This window comes from Paenibacillus sp. FSL W7-1088 (genome assembly GCF_037969855.1).
In the GTDB taxonomy this organism is placed as follows: domain Bacteria; phylum Bacillota; class Bacilli; order Paenibacillales; family Paenibacillaceae; genus Paenibacillus.
On the sequence record NZ_CP150216.1, the window covers coordinates 5,343,246 to 5,365,392 of the forward strand.

Below are 22,147 nucleotides of genomic sequence, written 5' to 3' on the forward strand. Positions count from 1 at the left end.
CGCCTGCTTGTTCAATTGCTGGCATTCAACATCAGCAGCGTTGTATGCGGCGAATCATGGCCTGCTGCGTAGTAATAGCCGTTGTAACGGATTCTGCGAGGTTCAAAACCAACCTGTCTGCCCGGTCCCACCGCTTCCGAGACAAGTGTCACGCTCCCATCCATTCCGGTTGTCCCGCTGGTGTAACGCCCCGCCGAATAAGTAAATCTCCCTTCGACTTTCGCCCCCGAAATTATTACGCCTGTATCATAATCTCTGACCTTCAGAGTGACAGATACCCCTGATCCCCCATAGACCAGATTCATGTCTGTTACAATCAGTGGCTTCAATGGGGTACTACCAGTGGTCGCCGATACTTCATCGGTGAGAGGCCCGATATTGCCACGCAAATCGCGGGCCGCAATACGATAGTAATATGTCGTATCCGGCAGCAGTCCCTTGTCCTGGTAATTCAGGGCGCGGGCGAATCCGACGATATCCGCAGGAGCAGGCGTGAAGCCCTGCACGGTGCTCCGATAGATCACATAGCGTTCCACTTCCATGTTATCCGAAGCCATTCCATAATTCAGATGTACAGTCTGATCATCAGTGGTCTTGATGGAAGGAACCCCTGAAAGGGCTGAAGGGGCTTCATAGTCATCGGGCGCTGTCCAAATTACGCCACCTGGCCCCCAATACGAAGGAAGTGCCCGGTAGGAATCATAGTGATGGACGGCAATGCCGCCAAAGGCGCTGCTCTGCCCGTAAGCTGCATATACCTTATCCAGCTCGGCTTCCATGTGGATGCGCCCCTCCTCCCAGAAGGTAATGGTCTCCGGGTCTCCGCTATTGGCGATATCCAGGGTTTCCACACCAATCACAACGGAATTCGGCTTGCCGATCTGATCTGCATAAGCCAGCTCTCCAGCAGCTCCGGCAATAATGCCAGCGGAGCCATCCGCCGTATCCCGGTAATCCATAATGGAGATATAGTCGGAGAGATCCTGAACATGCTCGGACAGCCATTTGTTGGAGCCATTCCATGAAATATTTGCTGCTTGATCCGATGTGTCATACCACTTGGGCACAGCAGGGCCGAACGGAAGCCGAATACCTGCGGTATCCCGGCGACTAATCATCTTTTGCAGGCCATCCAGATATTCCTTCTGCAAGAAATGACTTGGGTCTTTAAAGTCGGGAGAGATATAAGGCTCAATATCCACATTGATGCCGTCAAACTTCTCCGTATCCCCCGCTGCAAGATTGTAATTGATTACCTGCTCCATTTCCTGCACGGCATGATGGTGATATTTCTCGTAAGCGCCCATATAGGCCGGCGTAGTGCCGCCTGCAATCAACGCATGAACCTGCAGATTTTTGCTGTGCGCCCAGCTCACGAAAGAACGCAACTCCACTTCCTGCGCCTCCAGTGCATCGTATCCGGCATAACCGCCCACTGCAAAATAAAGCGTCTGGACCGGTGTTTGGCCGAATGTCTGCGTATCGGCAATGAATGATTCCAGCACCTGGCGCGATCCAGGGTTCAGCAGCAGCTTATAGCTCTCCGGTTCCCAGATCCACATGGCCCGCTCCTGTACAGGAAGAGGAACGGCAGTCTCATGCGTCCCGGTCCCCACCTGAGCATACACCGTCGGGCTATAACCATAACGCTCCGGTGCACTGGTCGCCCTGGCCTCCAGACTGACCGTGCGATCGCCAAGTCCCGCCGTGTCCCAGGTGTATACATACGCAGAGCCTTGCTGAACAGCCTCTTCCCATGGCCCGCGATTCACCCGAACCTCTACCTGTAAGATCGGCAGAGGCGAGCTGGTTTCGACAGAGATCTCCACCTGACCGCTAAGAGACACGCCCTCAGATGGCCCCGTGATCGTTACTTCGGGAACAGCAGCTGCCGGGTTATTAACGGTAAGGGTAGCAGGCGCTCCCCATACCCCGTAACGGGTGGACGTATCCAGTCCACGAACCACCAGTTCCACAGTCCCGTTATAGGCTGAGGTATCCAGCATATAAGACCAGGTGCCGCTGTCATCCCCATCCGGATCATGTAATACCACTTCGAATTGAGCCGTTCCGTCCACAAACAATCGAATGTCATACAAGTCGGTATAACTGCCCCCAATTTCCACCAGCCCTCCATCCGACACATACCCGCCCGCCGGCGCGTCCAGTGAAATTGAACCCGCCGCTTCTGCCTTGCCAGGGACAGCTATTCCAATCGTCACCATACAGAACAACAGAAACAATCCCAGTCTGAATCCGGAGTACACACGCAGATGCTGCTTTTTCATAAGCGAAGCCTCCTTTTGCCATTCTGTAATGGTCTAGGATTCCTGTGCCGTACAGTCGCTCATTTCGCGCTCAGCTGAACATTCTGAACACGATCATACGCTTCCTTATAGGTGCTCAGCAGCTTATCTACTCCGAGATTGTTAATCTCCTCCACATACTTCTCCCAATCTGCCAGACTCCGGGAACCCGTAACAAATTTGGCAAAGCTCTCGTCACGGTGCTTCTTGATCGCCTGACCGGTAATGGATATGACCTCATTTTCCACTTCTGTAAAAGCAGGTCTTGGCTGCATTGCGGGGGGATCATATTTGACCGCTTCTTCATAGGCATGCTTCAGATCGTCCGAGAACAGCGATAAGTGCGCATTGAAATCAATCCAGGTATAGGTCCCGCTGGTCTGAAGCCCTGTCTGCTTGCGCATTTCAATGACATCGTTATACTCCGGCTTGAACTTGATCGTATCGCCTTCCTTTATAAAGGTCTCGCCCTCTACACCCCAGCTGCTCAGCGTACGTCCTTCCTCCGAATAGAAAAAGTCCATGTACTTCATCACATCATCAATGTTCTTGGAGGTCGAGGCCACCGTCAATCCGCCTTCCATATAATGAAAATACGGATTTAATTGTTTGCCACCTGAAACGCCTGCCGGAGGGGCCATAAACTGCATGTTGAACTCCGGATTCTCCTGCTGCATGGCATTATTGAAAAAATCAATCCGGCTGATATAATCAATGGTCACAAATGATTTTCCAGTCGAGACCATATCCTGCCACTGCTTGGTTTGCAATGATAAGAAATCGGGTGGGACCAATCCTTCATCGTAAAAACTTTTCCACATCCCTACCATAGCCTTATAGTTGTCTTCAGTGGGTCCATACCGCCATTGCTTCTGGTCAAAATCATAGTAGGCCCCTTCACCCGTTCCGTAGTTTACCGTCATATTGGCATTCATCTCATCCGGGATCTGACCGTAGCGAATCGAGAGCGGGTAACTGTCCGGGTATTTCTCCTTCAGCTTCTTCAGCGCCGCATGCAACTCTTCATAGGTTGTTGGAACCTGAATGCCTTCCTTGTCAAAAACATCCTTGCGGTACATCCAGATCATGCGATTCGTCTCGCCGAAGCCCTGATTCGGGAACATATACATTTTACCGTCGGCGGACAAGGCAGCCTTTGCCTCCTCAGGATACTGCTTCATCCACGCCTTCAGATTTGGCATACTGTCCATGTACTCCATCAGATCCACCAGTGCGCCCTGCTGACCAAACTTGTTCGAATCCTTGCGATTGGGCATATACATCAGATCAGGCAGCGCTTTGGAGGCAATCGCCAGGTTCAGGCTCTCATCCAGCTTGCCCGAAGGTGTCTGCACTTCCAGCGTGACACCCGTCTTTTCCTTCAGCCAGCTCCAGATGGGCCAGCTCTTGGAATAAGGGAACGTGGCATTGTTGTCCAGCAGGGCCGTGAAGGTCTTTGCTGCCCCGGTGGAGTTATTTCCAGTGCTGTTCCCCTTGGTATCTGTTTGCGGGTCGGCACCGTTGCCGCCGCTGCACCCTGCTACCATCGTTACTGCAATCAGCAGGGGAAGTATTACCGATTTCCATTTGCCCATAAGCTTCTCTCCCTTAATCTGAATTCGTGGTGCATTTCTAGCCTCACTTAGCCTTTGACCGCACCAACCATGGCTCCCTTGACGAAATACTTCTGTACAAACGGATAGATGACCAGAATCGGCAGGGTTGAGACCATAATGGTCGCATACTTGAGCGATTCCTCCACCACCAGATTATCACCCCCAATGGATGTTACGTCGCCTGAGCTTGCGCTGCCGGCCAGCACGAGATTACGCAGCAGCACCTGAAGCGGAAATAAATCGGGAGACCGTAGATAGAGCAGCGGAAAGATAAAGTTGTTCCACATGCCCACGGCATAGAACAGGGCAATCGTGGCAAAGGATGCCTTGGACAGCGGCACAATAATACGTATGAAGATACCAATATCGTTCAAACCGTCCATCCGGCCCGATTCCTCCAGCTCTTTGGGGATGCCTGAGAAAAACGTGCGCATCAGAATGAGGTTCCAGGTGCTGACTGCCCCCGGAAGAACCATGCCCCATACGGTATCCACCAGATTCAGAGAACGGACCACGAGGAAGGTCGGAATCATCCCGCCGCTGAAAAACATCGTAATGACAATCAAGACCGTAAAGCTATTACGTAGTGCCATGTCTTTTCTGGACAAAGCGTAGGCTCCGGTGGAGGTGACCACCAGTGAGATCAGTGTGCCAAGCACGGTATAAATGATCGTATTTCGATAAGCAGTCCAGATTTGCGGATCGCCCAGCACCAATTTGTACATGCTCAGATTAAAGCCCTTGGGCCAGAAGGAAATATTGTTTTGGATGACGTTTACGTTGCTGCTGAGGGAAACCGCGAGCATATGAAGGAACGGATAAAGTGTGACCACCACAACGAACAGCAGAATCAGGGATGCCACAACGTTGAACCAGGAAAATCGGAGTGAGTTCACGCCACACCTCTTTCTACCATAGACTGGTCTCACTTAATCGACGGCTGAGCCAGTTGGCCGTATAGATGAAAATCAGGCTGATGACTCCCATGAACAAATCAATGGACGCACCATAGCTGAAATTCCCCTGTACCATGCCTACCCTGTAGACATACGTGCTGATGATATCCGCTGTATCGTAGATCGCCGGATTCTGCATCAGGAAAACTTTCTCGAAGCCGATCTCCAGCACTTTGCCGATATTCAGTATCAACGTAATGACGATCGCAGGAGATATACCGGGCAGTGTAACATGCCAGATTTTGCGCAATCGACTTGCTCCGTCCATATCCGCGGCTTCATACAACTGCGGGTCGATGGCCGTCAGCGCGGCCAGATAAATAATGGTCTCCCAGCCGATATGCTGCCAGATTTCCGACAGGACGTAGATGCCCCGGAACAGCCCGGGTTCATTCATGAAATTAATCGGTCCAATGCCGATACCTGCGAGCAAATTGTTAATCAGCCCTCCGGTTGGGGACAGGAACATAATCACCATACTCGCCACGATTACATTCGAGATGAAATGTGGCAGATAGCTGACCGTCTGTACAAAACGCTTGAATGCTGCCTTCCGTACCTCATTCAGCAGAATGGCCAGCAGGATTGGGGCCGGGAAGCCAAACACCAGCTTATACAATCCGAGCAGAAACGTATTCTTCATCAGCGGCCAAAAATCGGGATTTTCCAGAAACATCCGGTAATATTTGAATCCCACCCAATCGCTGGCCCAGATTCCTTTAAACAGATTGTAATCCTTGAACGTGATGACCAGACCAAACATCGGCGCATAGCGGAAGATCAAATAATACAGGAGGCATGGCAGGAATAGCAGCCATAGCGCCTTGTTCCTGTTCCAGATTCTGATCAAACGCGAATTCCGCCGAGGCGGCCGGTGCGCTTCCTTATGCAGTGTGCGCTGCGTTACGCTAGCATCAGCCATCGGCATGCCCCCTCTTGCTTAGATGAGTTAAATTGTCTGATATGTCAGCTAACTTACCCTGAAATTCCGGGGTTCGTATTCGAATTATAGCTATAAACCTTTAGAAAGCGCTATCTACATGTTATATAACTTTTCGCCTTTACTCCTTTTTTCCAGATATCCGCGTATAATTCAGTAAAAGTGTATATTGTTTGTGTCAGCTTTATGCCGCTATGATAGGATTAAACCACTCGATCCGGGGCTGTACTCAAGGGGGAATGTCATAATGAAGGGACTGCTTACAAGCAAATTTGCGCTGAATGGACTGTTTGTCAAGCTAATGCTGAGCTTCCTCAGTGTCATCCTGATTTTGGCTTCATTTAATCTGTTCTCCCATCTGTACTTAAGCAACAAGGTCTATCAGGAGATGGTCAGACAAAATGAACTGGGCCTTGCCCAGACCGTTGAAGGGTACGAAAATCACTTCCGACTAACCCAGAACATGATTCTGGCTCTCACTCAATCGGATACCTGGACCGCCAATCTGGGCATTTTGAGCCACATCAAGGAGAACCGCCGTTACGATATTCCCGCAGAGGTGAAGTCTGACCTCTCCACGCTGTATTCCAATCCTTTTCTGCATATCGACAATTTCATTCTTTATTTCAAGCAAGAAGACTATGTGCTGGAGAAGGAAGGTCTTAGCAGTGCCAGCGATATGTTCGGTAAATATTATTATAGTAAAGAATACCCTCCGGCTTACTGGAAAACGCAAACGATGAACAACCAGTTCCTGAAAGTCATGCCTGCCGCAGCTTTTACGGAAAATACCGTTCACTCATCCCGCTCTCTCGGTCAACTGATGCCGGTCATGATGAAAGCCATTCCTTACGAAGATGTGTACGGCATTGTTATGCTGGATCCACAGCGTATGCAGGACACATATGGCGATGCCGCTAATAATCCGTTCTACATTCTGGACAACGAGGGACGCCTGCTTTTTACCACGATGGAGGGGGAACTGCAGAATCCGCAGCTCCCTGCGGACGGAAGCAAACATGAACGCATTGGGGATCAGTATTACTTCTATGAAAAAGGCAAACAAACCGGGTTTACTTATGTCCGGGTCACCCAGGCCGCGGTAATCGCTGCGGAAATGCGAGGCATGCAGCTGCTGCTGGCTTTCCTGCTTGGCGCTGCTGTACTGATTAGCGTGCTCTCCTCCCTGTTTTTCAGCTTACGATTAAACCAGCCGCTCCAGCGCCTTATTGCCGCTCTGGACCGAAATCCGGACAGCAGACCTAACAAATGGAGCAGTGTAAAAGAATTCGCCATGATTGGCGACCGCCTAAGCTCCATTCTGGAGAATAGCCGTTACATTCAAAGCGACCTTGCGCAGAAGAACTCTCTCGTACGCCAGTACGCTTATATTCATAAAGTGAAGAATATCCCGCTCAGCTCCTATCTGGCGGAGCTTGAGGATACCCAGCAATCCGAACAACCCTATGTCTCCATTCTGTTCAAGGTGGGCTTCAAATCCCAGCCGGATGAATTCGGGCAGCATACCCTGTTATTATGGAAGCTGATTCAGAGCCTGTTCACCAGCCACAAAACTAATAGCGTTGCCATTCAGCCTGAGCAGGACCAACTGCTCCTGCTGCTGTTCGATCCGGGTCCGCAGAGCGGTATTTTGCAGGCGCTCGATACACTGAAGGAGCTGCTGGCTGTCGAAGAAACCTTCTATCTCACCATCGCGGTAAGTCCCGTATATTCCGGTGAAATTCCGTTTACCGATGCGTACAGCAACCTGTCCATGCTGTTGAAAGAGCGCAGGCTGAATGGGGAGACGCAGGTTATTGTGGAGCCGCGGGCTTCTTCGTCAAATGCTTTTCATGTGAAGGTCACCTATGGGGAGGAACTGCACAACCTGCTGCAATCTGGCAATGAAGAGGCCGTATTCGCTTGGCTGGACCGCCAGCTGGAACAACTGCAGCATAAGGATGCAGCCGCAGAAGACTTCCGCACATTTGCAATCGGCGCAGTCGAACAAATGGGCAAGACAGTGATGAAGCTGAATTTGACGCATATCGAATCCGAGCTTCGCTCTTCTCCTCCGGGAGAGGCATTTGCTGGTTTCCATTCCATGCAGCAGTACAGGGAATGGCTTCAGGCTCTGGCTCAACCGGTACTTGAGGCAGTACGAAGCCAGCTGGAAACGCGTGATCCGGTCATCACCTTTGTGCTGGACTACCTGGATCATCATTATGGAGAAGATATTAATTTGAATATTGTCGCCGACAAGTTGAATTTAACATCGGGGTACCTCTCCAGTATTTTCAAGGAAAAGACGAATATCAACTTCAGCGAATATCTGAACAATCTGCGGGTTGAGCGGGCCAAGGAACTGCTTGTGAATGTAGATCTGCGAATTCAGGACATTGCGACACAGGTCGGCTATCAAAATGTGAATTCATTCATCCGCATGTTCAAACGTCGGTATGGGCTGACCCCCGGAGAATACCGCAAGCGTCATGCGGGTAATGAGCCATTCATCTCCTCCAGCCATGGCTAACCAGATGTGAGCGGGCAAGAACCGAAGATTGTAAATACACCAGCGTCCGCTCGAAAGCAGGCGCTGGTGTACTGTCTGTCTACATTAGAATTTTGGACAGGTGCACATGAGCCATCGAAGGGATTCGCTGTTCTTCAGGAATATTCTCATAGAGAAGATGTCCTTTCCCTGCTTTAACCATTCGTTCACGCATGGCAGCAATACGGCCTTTACTGTGATCAATAAAACGAAAATCCACCTGTCTCAAATTTTGCATTTCGGTCATACGCTCAAAAGTTTCTGCCTTTATCCCCTTATGTATTTCTTTAAGTTCCAGCACCTCCAACCCGTCCGCAGTCCACAGGTTCTCAATCTCTTGCAGGGACTTCATGAAATCCAGTTCAAGCTGCCGCAGATTCTTCATGTGTGAGAAGTCACACAACTGCTCAATTTTGGGCAATGACAGATGCAGAAAGACTAGATGATGTAGTGCCCCCAATGCATCAATCTCGGTCAGATTCTTCACGGACGACAACCTTAGCATGCGGATATTCGATTCAGCCAGTACTTTGAGTGAACCATTCAATGTACAATGATCCATTGCCAAGTAATCGATCAACGGCAGGTCCATAACAAAATCAAGCTGATCAATAGCACAGTTCAAGACGAGGGTACTCAGTCGAATACAGTCTTCGATGGGAGACAGATCGGAAAATTTCCCGCTAAGTGCAAGGTAATTTAAGTATTTATAATTCTGGATAAAGTCCAAATTTTGCTTTTTAGGTGAGCGAATGTTCAGAAACTCCATCTTTTGCAGCGCACTCAGTACATTCAAATCCTGTGGCTGTTTGATATCCAGCTGCAAAGCGGTGACATGTTTTAAACCAGCAAGTGTCTCCAGAAACTCTTCTGAATACCGCTCCTTCACATCTATGTTGGATACATTTAAAATCAAATCGGGTCGTGTGGCAAACACATGTTCATCCAGTTTCCTCAGATCACGCACCTCGTCCAGCCCGACAACAAAACTAATCGTTGCCCGATTCCGCAGTTGAATGATAGCCTTGTTCATTTTGTCCTCGTTCCAGGGAACTCCCCTCATCGAAGCGGCCCAGGGTTCGTTCATTATTGGTCACCCTCCATTTCAATAAATTGATTTACCTATTCCCAATTCGTCCCATATATCGGGATTATCAATAATCTGATTTTCTCCTCTCACAGTGGAATCATAGCTATCCTTTGCACCAGTATACCAATCGACAATAACTAACTTTCCATTCAAATTTTGTACAAGAAATTCAGTAGGTTCAGCAAAGTTACCCAGGTCTTTTTTGACATGTGCATTCAATTTAAAATAGAAAAAACGTTGATCCCTTTCATAAAAGTCTGCTTTTTCAGCATCAATATCAACGTCTGTCACTTGGTTATAAGTAAGCTTGTTTTTGCGAAACAAACCATATTGAGATGTAATTTTATTTTGCGTATATTGCTTAAGGTTCTCATTGTCGATGTAGGTATCCAAATCAATGTCCGTGCCGTTCCAAATCGCCTTATAATACTCAGATAGAGCTTGCGCACACATTTGATAAGCCGTTTCAAAGTCCTCAGCAGATAGCACACTTTTGTCTTCAGCTACAAAATCGGAGGCATTTTTTGTTGAACCACCTTTTGTACTCTTCGGAATTTGTATGTTTTTAGCATCCTTCACATCGATATCTCTCACAGCAACAGCAGTGTCATCTTGGTCGGTACTAGTATTAGTCTGCTCGCATGCGCTAAGGGTTAATAGTATTAACAGTAACAGGTAAACACGTTTCATTCCTTCTCCTCCAGTAAACATAGATAATTACCACTAATCGTTGAAGCAGAATTTGACGAATATAACGAACAAGCTCACGCCATAAGTTTCATACTCTTCTATTTTAAGGGTAATTGCACGAAAAATCATATCATTTATACCAAATAAGTTGAGGCGAGCCTTGGCCCAGCTCCATAGAAAATGAATTAAACCCCCGCATAGCTTCATGCGAGGGTTCAACATTTTAAAAAGAATGGTGCCTCATGCTTCAATTACTCTACACGGAAGTAGTCGAAATCAACAAACCCTCCCGTGGACTTGGTTGCATAATTGAACAAAGCAAAACGGTAGCCCATAAAGTGCGGCAGCGTATAAGACATCTGCAGCGTGTTTCCGATGGTTGTCCAGTTAGTACCTTCCAGACTATACGCAAAGTAGGCTTTGTCCGTTTGATTGGTGAAATCGCACATCACCCGGAAGTACACCCTGTTCTGGTTCAACGGCACACTGGCCACCTCGGTCGTCGTTCCCGAGCCAGCATTGACCATGACGATGGATTTGGCATTCCCCGACACCTTCACGCCGACGAAGCCGTACCTCGCTTGAAAAGCGGCAAGCCCGGCATAATCGCCGTCCTTCATGCCTGCTGTTTCCATCGCCACCATACCTGTGCTTTTCGGTCCGAACGTTCTTTGGGTCAATGTATTTCTGGCCTCCAGAATGCTGGAACTTACTTTACCCGTTGTCAGTCTCATGAAGCCGGAGCGCTGTGTCAGCGACCAGTTGACCGGATCAGGATTGTGATTCCACTGCCAGAATTTCGCAAGACCTGTGCTTGTTCCTCCAGTCGCAGCAGTTGTATTGAATGAAACATCGTCTACATAGAAATCCATCAGATCATTGGCAGGGTCTGGATTCGAGCTGTACGGCGTCTCAAGAAATACGAAGGTCTGTGACAGGTCCGCATTAGCCGGAACCGTGTACGTTCCCTGAATCGTACCCCATTGCCCCCGGGTCAGCGTCGCACTGCCCATAATGGAAATGCCCATATAGCTTGGCCCATTCTGAATGCTCAAGTTGAACGTTTTGGTTGCGGGACCGGTCGTGTATTTTACTTTTGCCGAAAAGGTATACATGCCGCCCTGCGTCACCTTGCCCGTAATCACCTGTTTCACCCCGCCAGCCGTCTGTTGTCGGCCACTGACCAGCAAGCTTTTGGAGCCGCCAAAAAACTCTGAGGAGGTAGCCGCAATGGATGCCGTATTGTTGCTGGTCCACGGACTCAGGCTGGCCTCTTCGAAACCACCGTTGACTAATAACGGCTGCACCGAACCCGTATCTGTGCCCGATCCGGCGTTAAATTCGTCAGAGCCATAAATCTTTTTCGCCGGATACCCCTCCACTGGAACATTCATCGTCAGCGGAACCTTGCCATTCACGCCAAAGACAGGCCAGTTGTCAGACCATGTTACCGGAACAAGGTAAGGAATACGTCCGACTGCGCCGCTATCTCTGAAGAGCAGACCATACCAGGAACCTGCGGCTGTATCGACAATTCCTCCCTGGGCAATGCCTGAATCCCTTAGTACAACACGGCCTGTATACGGCCCGGTCAAGCTGTCCGCACGATAGACAATTTGAACGCGACCATCCCCTGTAGGCCAAGCGATCAGAAACACATAATACTTCCCGTTAATCTTCTGAATGTGGGCACCCTCAGCCTTCACAATGAAATTCGAGCCAGCCACATTGCTGGCATTAGCAATAAGAACTTGATTCAGGCCGCCCGCTTTGACTGCCGTTGCCTCCGCATTAAGCTCAACGATGCTGATATTGTCAGTACCATGGACCAGAAATACCCGCCCGTTGTCAAAAAGCAGGGAAGCATCGTGATAATAGCTGCCCAAAGTAGCTATTGTCCATGGGCCTGTCTCAATATTGCTGGTCTTATAGATATAGGTTTTGCCCGTAGAGAGCGAGCTAAAGGCTACATAATAGACACCGTTGTTATATCTCAGACTGCTCGCCCAGGAGCCTCTTCCATATTCATTCAGACTATTGTTCAAATTATGGGAGTCGGTGTTTGCATACGTATCATAGACATAATTCACAATTTCCCAATTCACGAGATCGTATGATTTCATGATTGGTACTCCCGGGTTCATATGCATCGTGGTACTGGTCATATAATACGCATTGCCTACCCGAATCACGTCGCTATCCGGCACATCGGCATGAATTACGGGATTGCTAAACGTCGTAGCCGCCGAAGTGGGAGCCACGGGGAACGACATGACAAACAGCGGTAGAACCAGTAATAAAAGGCCTATCCTCTTCCACATTCGCATGCCTCCTGATCGTTCTCAGAATCATTGAACCAATGCCACAATCAAAGGAATTTCAGATCTTATAATAAGTGATCACAAGGAATATTCGATATAATCCACATACGCATCCCATGTCCCGTTGTCCGTGGTCACGATCAGCTTGACCTCCTGGTTACCCGTTGCATGTGTAATGTTGGACAGGGTTTGAACGGTTGGCGCCGTTCCAGTGAAATAAAAGGAACCATGTGTTACACCGCCAATGACCAGATCCACTCTTGCTGTACTGCTGTTATTGGAAGCCCCACGAACCGAGAATTGATGAGTTGGATTGCCAAAGTATTGGTTATACGCCACAGCATCCTGATTAGCATATAAAGCTACCCCGTTGAAGGGGGAACTGATCGTTCCCGCATATGGACCACTAATGGTCATACTCTCGGCTTCAACCTTGGTGACCGGATTGCTGGATGTGTTGTTGCCAAACTGCCAGTAATCCAGATTGAACAGATTAGCACCGCCTGTACCCGTGAACACCAGATACAATCGGTGTACACCTGTGGCATTATTTACGGTGGTTTGAACTTCCTTCCAGGTCTGTGCACCACCCGTTGAAGCTACATTAAGCGTGCCTACAAGTGGGCCTGTCGCGCTGTCGAGACGAACTTCGATTTTGCCGCCTACGGTTGAAGCGACATTGGCTTTGAAGGTATTAGCGCCAGCAGAACCAAAGTCCACGTTACCCACGGCAATCCAGTCGCCATTATGAATATTCGTGACATTCTGGTTGCTGAACGGTCCACCACTAGCCTGAGATGCCTCGGTTGTGATTCCCGCTTGCCATCCAATCGTCTCAGCCTCCACCCGGTTATATGGGTTCAGATTGGCGATCTGCGAAATGCCCGCTAGGTTGCCCTGCACCTCCTGGATCGTGCCATCCGCATTATGCACCACCCTGTTGATATTCGGCGAACGGTATCCCTTGCCATCACCATGCTGAGCTTTACTCACCGTTTGGGCATGGTACACGGTGTACCACTGGTTATTGAAATTAAATACAGCATGGTGATTGTTCCCGCCAACACCGAAGAAGGCATACGGATTTTTCAAAAAATGACCTTTGTACGTAAACGGACCCATAGGACTGTCACTTACCATGTAACCAATCTCTCCTGCCGGATAGGCAGCCGGGTGTGTGCCCGAAAAGTTAATGCAGTACGAGTAATAATATTTACCGTTGTACTTATGAATGCCCGAATCCTCGAACAAATAAGGCGCATCAATGGTGACCGCACTGCCAACGACACTGGTCATATTGTCTCCCAGCCTGAGCACACGGGCCGTTTTGGGATTCGCAATCGAGGCTGGATCGGAAGTATTCGGTATGCCCCCACCGACATACAGGTATCCTGTACCATCATCATCAACCAGCACTGCCGGGTCAAAAAGCCATGTCACACCTGACATGCCTGGCGTACCGTGTGTTACCAGCGCCTTGCCAAGCGGGTCGCTCCACGGTCCAATGGGTGAATCCGCCGTAAGCACACCAATGCCTGATGCACTGTTCGCAAAGTAAAGAAAGAACTTGTCCTTTCCTGCTATGCTTTTTTTGGCAACGGCCGGAGCCCAGGAGCCCCAGGCCCACTTGGCAATACCTTGCCCGTTATTGGCATTATTGCTGCCTGCCACCGGAATGGCCCCGTGGTCTGTCCAGTTCACCATGTCGGCAGAGGATATGACATGAACTTTATTCAGCATGCTGAAGTCATTTTCTTTTACCGTACCATTACTGTTGTACACATAAGAATCACTTGACATATAGACGTAGACTCGGCCGTTGTGTACCAGCACATAAGGATCGGCTCCCAATTTATGATCCATGAGCGGGTTCGCGTTTCCAGGAAGCTTTGCTAGAGGCTGATTGGCAGCATGGGTGATTCCCATAGGCAAACCACTAAATATCAGAACAAATGCCATTAAAAATATCAACCGTTTTCGAATCATTCATTTCCCCTCCAATTTGAATTGAATTTGTTTTAAAGACGTGAATCCTTGATCGCTCACCTCCCTTCTCGCAGAGTGCCTCCTGGAAAAACGTTAGCATATATGGTTTAAGTCGAGCCTCTCTCAACCGGTTCTGCAAGGTTCATCATGGCTCAGACAATAACCCTTGAATAAATCTGAAGACCGGAGAATGAAATCACAGCAAGTTATATAATTGCTCCGGTTGTTCAATGCAAACGCTTTCAATATGATGGAATAAAAAAACGCTTTTAGCGGATTTGATACAGAGTGTTGTTTTAGAGTGTTGTTTTAGAGTGTTGTTTTAATGTAATTATTTTCTATATATAGAAAATAATTCTTTAATTAGAGATATCATAACATACTATATTCAAAATACAACTATTTTCTAAGCTTTATCTTCAACGTTTGGAAGTGCGGTGCATGAAGATCATCTGCCTCTCTTCTCATTTGACCTTTCTCCATTTATGATAGAAATAGTGAGAATAGAAAGACAGAATCAGTTATGGGAGCTGTGTAATCATGAAGTTTGCTAAACGTATGGAACATTTCAGTGAAGGGATATTCACCCGTTTGCTGGAGATCAAGAGGCAACGACTGGAGAATGGAGAACCTGTCATTGATCTAAGTGTAGGTACACCCAATATTCCCCCGGCCCAACATATCATGACGGCTTTATGCGAGGCAGCAGCAGATGCTTCAAACTATACATATGCTGTAAATGATCAGAGCGAATTGCTGCAGGCAGTCAGTGAATGGTACAAGCGGCGTTACCATGTTGAACTGAACCCGAAAACCCAAATTTGCTCCTTGCTTGGATCACAGGAAGGCCTTGCCCACATTTCGTTGGCGATTGTTGATGAAGGAGATCTGGTCCTTGTACCCGATCCTTGTTATCCGGTCTTTGCTGATGGACCTCTACTGGCAGGAGCCGAGCTGTATTATATGCCCCAAAAAGAAGAACACGGGTATGTTATTCAACTCCAGGACATTCCTGAAGCGGTTGCGCGCAAAGCAAAATTCATGCTTGTATCCTATCCGAACAATCCGACGACAGCGATGGCACCCGATCAGTTCTATCTGGATCTGATTGAGTTTGCCAAGAAATATGACATTATCGTTCTCCATGACAATGCCTACAGCGAGCTGGTGTTCGATGGGAAAACGTGCGGAAGTTTCCTAGCTTATCCCGGCGCGATGGATGTTGGTATTGAATTCAACTCGTTATCCAAAACCTATGGATTGGCCGGGGCACGGATCGGCTTTTGTGTGGGGAACCCGGATGTGGTATCTGTGCTTAAAAAGCTGAAATCCAACATGGATTACGGCATGTTTCTTCCGATTCAAAAGGCAGCCATTGCTGCAATCACAGGGGATCAGAGTGAAGTTGAGCGGGTTAGAGATATCTACGAGGAGCGCAGAGATGTCCTGTGCGAAGGATTCACCAACCTCGGTTGGCATATCGCCAAATCCGAAGCCACCATGTTCATCTGGAGTCGGATTCCAGACCACTACGATACCTCAGAACAGTTTGCCATGGATTTGGTTACACAAGCGGGTGTAATCGTAACGCCAGGAAGTGCCTTCGGCCCTTCCGGTGAAGGATATGTGAGATTCGCTTTGGTTCAGGATAAAGAAACGTTGCAGCAAGCGATCCTATCGGTAGATAACAGTGGAATGCTGAAAAACAACTCCGTTATACCACAATAAGAGTTCTGCGTTACTTGTCAGAGATATCCCCCACTGTAGATCAGGGGGATTTTTATTATTTTTAGGCCGGGTAACAAAAGGGGATACCTGACTTGATCAGACATGCGGAACAAACAGGTAAACAATGAAAAGCCTGCTCAATGGCAGGCTTCCTGAATTTAAAAATTATATTGACTTGCGCAAGTTGGAACGATACATCAGATACAGGAAATACGGTGTGCCAATGATCGCAATGAGTATTCCGGATGGAATCTCTGTTGGCGCCATGACAGTTCTCCCGATCGTATCGGCCAGCACCAGCATGACAGCCCCCGCCAATGCGGATAAAAACATCGATCGTCTTAATTTGTGTCCCGTGAGCAAGCGAACCATATGGGGTGCAATAAGACCGATAAAGCCGACAGTCCCTACACAGGCAACAGCCCCTGCTGCTAGTAACACCCCTGTCGTCATTGCTAGTAATCGTGTTCGCCGCACGCTCAGTCCAAGTCCTGATGCGCTATTGTCGTCGAATACCAACAATTCAAATCTGCGAGCCAACCACCAGGCTACCGGAACCAGAATAATTAAAAACAGGCCGATAATTTTAACCTGATCCCAGGTCCGGGCATAGGTACTCCCTGTTAGCCAGATGTATCCACTACTACCGTATACCGCACCACGGACAATCAGAATCTGAATTCCTGCTCCTGCAATGGCAGACATCGCAATTCCCAGCAGCACAACCGCAGATGGGTTCAGCCCTTTTTTCCAAGAGAGGGAGAAAACAACTACTGCGGCGATGGCTGCACCGATGATTGCCGCGATCGGCAGCAAATACATAGGAAGACCCGGGAACAAAATGATGACCATCATTGCTCCAAGCCCTGCACCAGAGGATACCCCAACAATTGAGGCATCCGCCAGCGGATTACGTACCGCCATCTGAATGAGCACACCGCTGATCGCCAGTGCAGCCCCTGCACCTGCGGCAACTAGCGTACGCGGAATTCGAAGTTGAACCAACGCAGAGAATAGTCCATCTGATTGGAATAGACTTGGTAACAGATCAGCCAGCGGAATTCGCATACCGCCAAACATGGTACTTAGCAAGATCAGCACTACAGTGATGACCGAAAATATGACAGCCACTGGGCCGAATGCAAAGCGACGTGAAGGTGTTCCTGTGCTCATTGAAGTGGACATGCCCGACCCGTTCGCTGCCTTCATGCGTGTGAGTACAAGCCAGATCAGCCACGGTGCACCAATAATCGCCATTACAGCACCTGTCGGCAGCTCCATGCTGGAGTTATGCACCATCTTGGCGAGTACGTCCGCACCAACCAGGAGAGCCGCTCCCCATATAAAAACACCGGGCAGCACTAACCGATTGGAGCGTACTCCACTCAATCGGACTAAATGTGGTGCCACTAGTCCCACGAAGCCAATTGGCCCGATTACACTGACAATCACCGCAGCCAGCAATACCGCGATAATCAAACCACCGGCACGAGCGAGTCCAACCTTTTGTCCCAATGAGGACGCCGTTGATTCATCCAGCTCCAGCATATCCCACTGTCTGGACAAGATTAGCGCGAGAATAGTAATACCAATCACCCATGGCCATGCATAAGCTACGCCACTCCAGTCATTCTGGACGAGTGTTCCTGAACCCCAAAGAAACAGCCCCTGCGTTTCCATGGAGAAAAAAATATGCAGTGCGCTTGTAAATGAACCAAGCACCATAGACACAATCATACCGGACAATGCAAGTCGTACCGGGCTGGATCTTCGTCCGCCACCCATGAAATAAGCTGCGAATGCTGCCACCAGACCACCAAGAGCTGCAAATAGAAAAGGTGACTGACCGAGCAAGCCCGGAAAAAGAATGGTTCCCAGCACCACGATAAAGTACGCTCCTGCATTAATGCCCAGCGTGTCTGATGCAGCGAGCGGATTTCGAGTAATCGTCTGTAACAGCGCTCCCGCTACAGCCAAAGCCCCTCCTGCAATAATACCAATAACCGTACGTGGCATACGCAAATCCCAAATCATATTGTGCTCTAAAGTATTCTGTCTGCCAGTAAGTGCGTCCCAAACGGTGTGTAATGAAATGGCTGCTTCACCATAACAAAGGCTTACAAAAAAAAGCACGATGAGAGCGGATAGACCGCCCCCATATATGCTTATTGTACGCCAGTTCATTGCTGGCCTAGTTGCCTGAACCGAACTCATTTGGTAATCGCCTCAACAACGCCATCAACCAACGCTTTGGAGGAAATGGGTCCACCAAATGTCCATGTCGTGCTATCCAGTTGATATGTGCGTTTTTCCTTGACAAAGTTGAGTCCGTTCCACACCGAATTATCTTTCATTGCTGTGCCAAAAACATCATCGTCTGGCTGTGTAATATAAATGAAGTTACTATCCTGTACATCAGATAAGGATTCAATCCCCACTGTAGAGAAACCATAACCTTCTAATTTTTCCGGCTGCCAATCGTTAACCAAACCAATCTTGTTCAACGTTCCAATCACGACCGAGTTATCGGTAAACATGCGCAGACTGGCCGCATTTTGATACGTGAATGCCTGTGTCAGAGCAAAGTGGAAATTATCTTTACCTGCAGCAGCCAGTTTTTCTTTGGCTTCTGCATAATGCTGATCCAGTTCATCTAGTACTTGCTTCGCTTTGTCCTCTTTACCAAGGGCAGTTGCGATGTTATTAAAGATCTCTGTCATTTTGTCATAATTATAGCCATCGCCATCATACGGGTCGTATTCGATCGTTGGTGCAATTGCATTAAGCTGATCGTAAACCGCATTATTATTGTCTGCATTGGCAATAATGAGATCCGGCTTCAATGCAGCGATGGCTTCCAGATTCGGCTCACTCCGAGTTCCAATATCCGTTACACTGTCATCCAGCCCTGCTTCGGATGATACATATACTTTGTAATTGGCGTTATCTGCATTACCAACTGGTTGAACGCCCAATGCAACCACATCTTCGGTGTATGTCCATTCCAACGTAACCACTCGCTCTGCAGGCTTGTCCAGCGTTAGCTCTCCGCGTTTATGCTTCACCGTCACAGGACCTGCTGTCTCTTCTGCCGGAGCACTACCGGAATCAGCATCCTTACTTGCATCTGTAGTAGTATTGGCTTTACCGCATCCTGCCAGGACTAGCACAAACGTCAGCATGATCAAAAGTCCTTTTAATCCTTTTTTCATATCTCTTTTCTCCCCTATTTATATGTATTTATATGATAACAATTATCATTATCACTAATGGATTATCCAGTAGAATTGCGATTTTGTCAATTCAAAAGAGTTATTATTTTTCATGTTCAAAACCTTCCCTGTCATCGCATGAACAGGAAAAAATGAAAGAACCCGCAATTCAAGGCGGGTCTGGATCACATCGAAAGTTTTGAAAAGATGATAGAATGCACCGTACGACGTTTTAACTCAACTGCATCGTTGTGATGCACGTATTATCTTCTTCATAGGTAGATAGCTGTGTCTCTGCAACCTTTCCATCATGCACCACACGAATGAGGTATGATTTATCTCTGGCTAGCCAAAAATCCATAAAACCGTTGGAGCCGGCCTTCATCTCAGCATCCTTCATGAGCGTATTCCCTTCGGAATCATGAATCGTCACAATGAACTTCTTATTTTTCATTTCGCCCTGACATCCGGTTAGGCTATGAATTGCACAAGGATGAGTCTGTTCCACATAGGGTGCAATGGAAAGGAAAAATTCATTTTGAGGCAAGTCGTAGGTTGTCGTTTGGTTACCTTTATCCGTGACGATTAACTGGGTGGCATTAATGGAGGCCGATTCCGGTGTCTCCTTGCCTGTACTGATATCTTCTACTATTTTCTTGATATTGGGCGCTTCCGCCTTATCTGCTTCTTCTTTCCCCACAAGGTTTGCTATCAGATAGGCCCCCAACACAATTACAACTACAAAGCCGGTAATGATCCACATTTGTTTTTTCAACTGGAGTTCATCTCCTCGTCCGTTTTGGTTTATTATAATGTAGAACGAACCATCATGGACTGAAAGCGCATGTAATTCACCATTTATTCACATATTTGTATGCTTCTTTCGCATCATGTTAGATGTATCATTGATCAGCAAAGGAGGATGTGTATAATGCATAAATCCCTATCTATACCCGACATGGATCGCAGAGTCCACAGATCCAAACAGGCCCTGAAAGCCTCATTGTTAGAATGGATGTCGCGTAAGCCGTTCGAGAGTATTACCATCACCGATATCGTGAAATTGGCCGATGTGAACCGCAGTACCTTTTACAAACATTATGTATATAGAGAAGACTTGCTCAACGAAATTTTGAAAGACGTGATGGCAGATCTGATCTTCGCCTACCGTGCCCCTTACCAGCACTACCGGGATTTCGGAATCATGGACCTGAACGCTTCAGCTATCAAAATTTTCGACCATGTTCTTGGCCATGCCACCTTCTATGCCTTGCTGGTTAACACAAACATGCTTTCAGGTTTTCGGGATACACTCTATGAAACGCTCAAAACTCTGTATCTGGAGGATGTAACCGATATGTCGCCAGACCCCCGAGTGAACAAGGAGCTTCTTGCCTGTTACCAGGCCAATGCAGTTCTTGGTTTAATTACAGGATGGGTGCAAAGCAACTTCAAATACAGTGCCTCCTATATGGCGGAGCAGCTGCTGGAATTTACACGCATGAATCGCTCCAATGAAGTTTACCGTTCGAATTTGAATCCATCATTGGATGAAATGGAAAGAGGCACCGCCTCTCATGACAACTGAGAAACCAGTACCTCTTTGAATGCTTCGATCACTTTGCTATTAGTTGCTGATCCAGCCACCATCCACTGGCAGCTCCACACCTGTGATAAATTTGGATTCATCAGAAGCTAAGAACAAGTAGGCATAGGCGATATCCATGGACTCTCCGGCATGCGGAGGCAGTGGGGCGAGATTTTTGTAATGCTCTCCCATCTCCACTTGGGACTTGATGCCCGCTTTTTCCACCATGCCGGTAAACACAGCCCCTGGATGTACAGAGTTCACACGAATGTTATCTTTGGCGAACCATTGTGCACCATGTTTGGTCAGTGAACGCACAGATCCCTTGGAAGCACTGTATGCTGCGCCCTGGGCATCGGCGATTCCGCCAATGATGGCAGCGATGGAGGACGTATTTACGATGGAGCCTTGTCCATTTTGCTGCATATAAGGGATAACCGCCTTCATTCCCAGCCATACACCTGTACCGTTAATGGACATGACCTTGTCCCAATCTTCCAATTCTGCTTCCAGAATGCCTTTGGCGATGTGAATGCCGGCATTGTTGACCAGAATATCAATTTTTCCATAGTTTGCGATGGTTTCTTCCACAACTGCATTCCATGATTCCGGACTGGATACATCCAGCTTTACTGCAATCGCTTCGCCGCCGTCAGCTTCGATCTGTTTCACTTGCTCCTGCAAAGCGTCAATCGCTACATCGGTAGCAACTACCTTCGCTCCTTCTCTGGCAAACAATTGAGCCCCAGCCAATCCCATACCACTCGCGGCACCGGTTATAATTGCAACTTTTCCAGTTAATCTTCCCATGTCCAATCATCCTTTCCAAATGAAGATGGATGCTCTATAAGACACATCCGACCTTGTTGACACCTTTAGTATACGGATGAAATGAAAGCTCTTTCAATCAGCAAACGAGCAGGCTTTTGTAGGATAACCGATAGTTGTGTGCGGCTCTGTTCATTCCCTGTAAGTAATCCCACAGATGAAGGGTTATTTGTTGTTTAACATCGAGGTGATCCTTCTGCATCTTGGTGACATTGTAAACCTATCATGGCTTGTCCCTGTGCAATCCTATATAATAGACGTAAATTATGGGAATCATTTTGAATATTTGAATTCATTTTACGAGTCTAACTCATTCTAGCTTGAGGATCAGGAGG

General features: G+C 48.0%; 15 protein-coding genes. 3 read left to right on the top strand and 12 right to left on the bottom strand.

The genetic code is table 11. The features are described 5' to 3' along the window. Positions 1–11: 11 nt before the first annotated feature. From MKY42_RS24150 to MKY42_RS24165, 4 genes are read right to left on the bottom strand one after another with little or no spacing between them, the layout of a single operon-like run. The gene (locus MKY42_RS24150) at positions 12–2,288 is read right to left on the bottom strand and encodes an Ig-like domain-containing protein (RefSeq protein ID WP_339845256.1); all 2,277 of its coding nucleotides are present in this window, start codon (positions 2,286–2,288) and stop codon (positions 12–14) included. Positions 2,289–2,347: 59 nt separating this feature from the next. Next, positions 2,348–3,901: an extracellular solute-binding protein gene (locus tag MKY42_RS24155; protein ID WP_090903703.1), complete on the bottom strand. Its 1,554-nt coding sequence runs from the start codon at positions 3,899–3,901 to the stop codon at positions 2,348–2,350. Positions 3,902–3,948: 47 nt separating this feature from the next. After that, on the bottom strand, positions 3,949–4,818 hold the full coding sequence (locus MKY42_RS24160; RefSeq protein WP_072734581.1) for a carbohydrate ABC transporter permease: 870 nt from the start codon (positions 4,816–4,818) through the stop codon (positions 3,949–3,951). 13 nt (positions 4,819–4,831) lie between these two features. Further along, positions 4,832–5,800: an ABC transporter permease subunit gene (locus tag MKY42_RS24165; protein ID WP_339845260.1), complete on the bottom strand. Its 969-nt coding sequence runs from the start codon at positions 5,798–5,800 to the stop codon at positions 4,832–4,834. A 265-nt stretch (positions 5,801–6,065) separates the two neighbouring features. Between MKY42_RS24165 and MKY42_RS24170 the strand changes: the two genes are divergently transcribed. After that, positions 6,066–8,351 carry an AraC family transcriptional regulator gene (locus MKY42_RS24170; RefSeq protein WP_339845262.1) on the top strand — a complete coding sequence of 762 codons (2,286 nt, stop codon included), beginning with the start codon at positions 6,066–6,068 and terminating at the stop codon, positions 8,349–8,351. A 79-nt stretch (positions 8,352–8,430) separates the two neighbouring features. Here MKY42_RS24170 and MKY42_RS24175 read toward each other — a convergent pair whose 3' ends face one another. The 4 genes from MKY42_RS24175 to MKY42_RS24190 form a co-directional block, all read right to left on the bottom strand. Further along, on the bottom strand, positions 8,431–9,456 hold the full coding sequence (locus tag MKY42_RS24175) for a hypothetical protein (RefSeq protein ID WP_179263584.1): 1,026 nt from the start codon (positions 9,454–9,456) through the stop codon (positions 8,431–8,433). An 18-nt stretch (positions 9,457–9,474) separates the two neighbouring features. Next, positions 9,475–10,149, bottom strand: a complete 675-nt coding sequence (locus MKY42_RS24180) for a hypothetical protein (protein WP_090903707.1) — start codon at positions 10,147–10,149, stop codon at positions 9,475–9,477. A gap of 251 nt (positions 10,150–10,400) precedes the next feature. After that, positions 10,401–12,470, bottom strand: coding sequence for a family 43 glycosylhydrolase (locus tag MKY42_RS24185; protein WP_339845265.1), 2,070 nt, complete (start codon positions 12,468–12,470; stop codon positions 10,401–10,403). A 78-nt stretch (positions 12,471–12,548) separates the two neighbouring features. After that, on the bottom strand, positions 12,549–14,456 hold the full coding sequence (locus tag MKY42_RS24190; RefSeq protein WP_090903709.1) for a carbohydrate-binding protein: 1,908 nt from the start codon (positions 14,454–14,456) through the stop codon (positions 12,549–12,551). 540 nt (positions 14,457–14,996) lie between these two features. Here MKY42_RS24190 and MKY42_RS24195 point away from each other — a divergent pair. Then, positions 14,997–16,184, top strand: coding sequence for an aminotransferase class I/II-fold pyridoxal phosphate-dependent enzyme (locus MKY42_RS24195; protein ID WP_090903710.1), 1,188 nt, complete (start codon positions 14,997–14,999; stop codon positions 16,182–16,184). Positions 16,185–16,349: 165 nt separating this feature from the next. On the opposite strand, the gene MKY42_RS24200 is transcribed toward MKY42_RS24195, so the two are convergent. From MKY42_RS24200 to MKY42_RS24210, 3 genes are all read right to left on the bottom strand, one after another. Continuing rightward, positions 16,350–18,398 (bottom strand): iron ABC transporter permease, encoded by a 2,049-nt coding sequence (locus MKY42_RS24200; protein ID WP_090903711.1) that lies wholly within the window; start codon positions 18,396–18,398, stop codon positions 16,350–16,352. Then, positions 18,395–19,396 carry an iron-siderophore ABC transporter substrate-binding protein gene (locus tag MKY42_RS24205; RefSeq protein ID WP_090903712.1) on the bottom strand — a complete coding sequence of 334 codons (1,002 nt, stop codon included), beginning with the start codon at positions 19,394–19,396 and terminating at the stop codon, positions 18,395–18,397. Before MKY42_RS24205 ends, MKY42_RS24200 begins: the two co-directional genes overlap by 4 nt. 232 nt (positions 19,397–19,628) lie before the next feature. Then, complete coding sequence (locus MKY42_RS24210; protein WP_090903713.1) at positions 19,629–20,171, bottom strand: CueP family metal-binding protein; 543 nt, start codon at positions 20,169–20,171, stop codon at positions 19,629–19,631. Between the two features lie 156 nt (positions 20,172–20,327). Between MKY42_RS24210 and MKY42_RS24215 the strand changes: the two genes are divergently transcribed. Continuing rightward, positions 20,328–20,984 (top strand): TetR/AcrR family transcriptional regulator, encoded by a 657-nt coding sequence (locus tag MKY42_RS24215; RefSeq protein ID WP_179263578.1) that lies wholly within the window; start codon positions 20,328–20,330, stop codon positions 20,982–20,984. 39 nt (positions 20,985–21,023) lie between these two features. Here MKY42_RS24215 and MKY42_RS24220 read toward each other — a convergent pair whose 3' ends face one another. Continuing rightward, complete coding sequence (locus MKY42_RS24220; RefSeq protein WP_090903715.1) at positions 21,024–21,794, bottom strand: glucose 1-dehydrogenase; 771 nt, start codon at positions 21,792–21,794, stop codon at positions 21,024–21,026. Positions 21,795–22,147 lie beyond the last annotated feature (353 nt).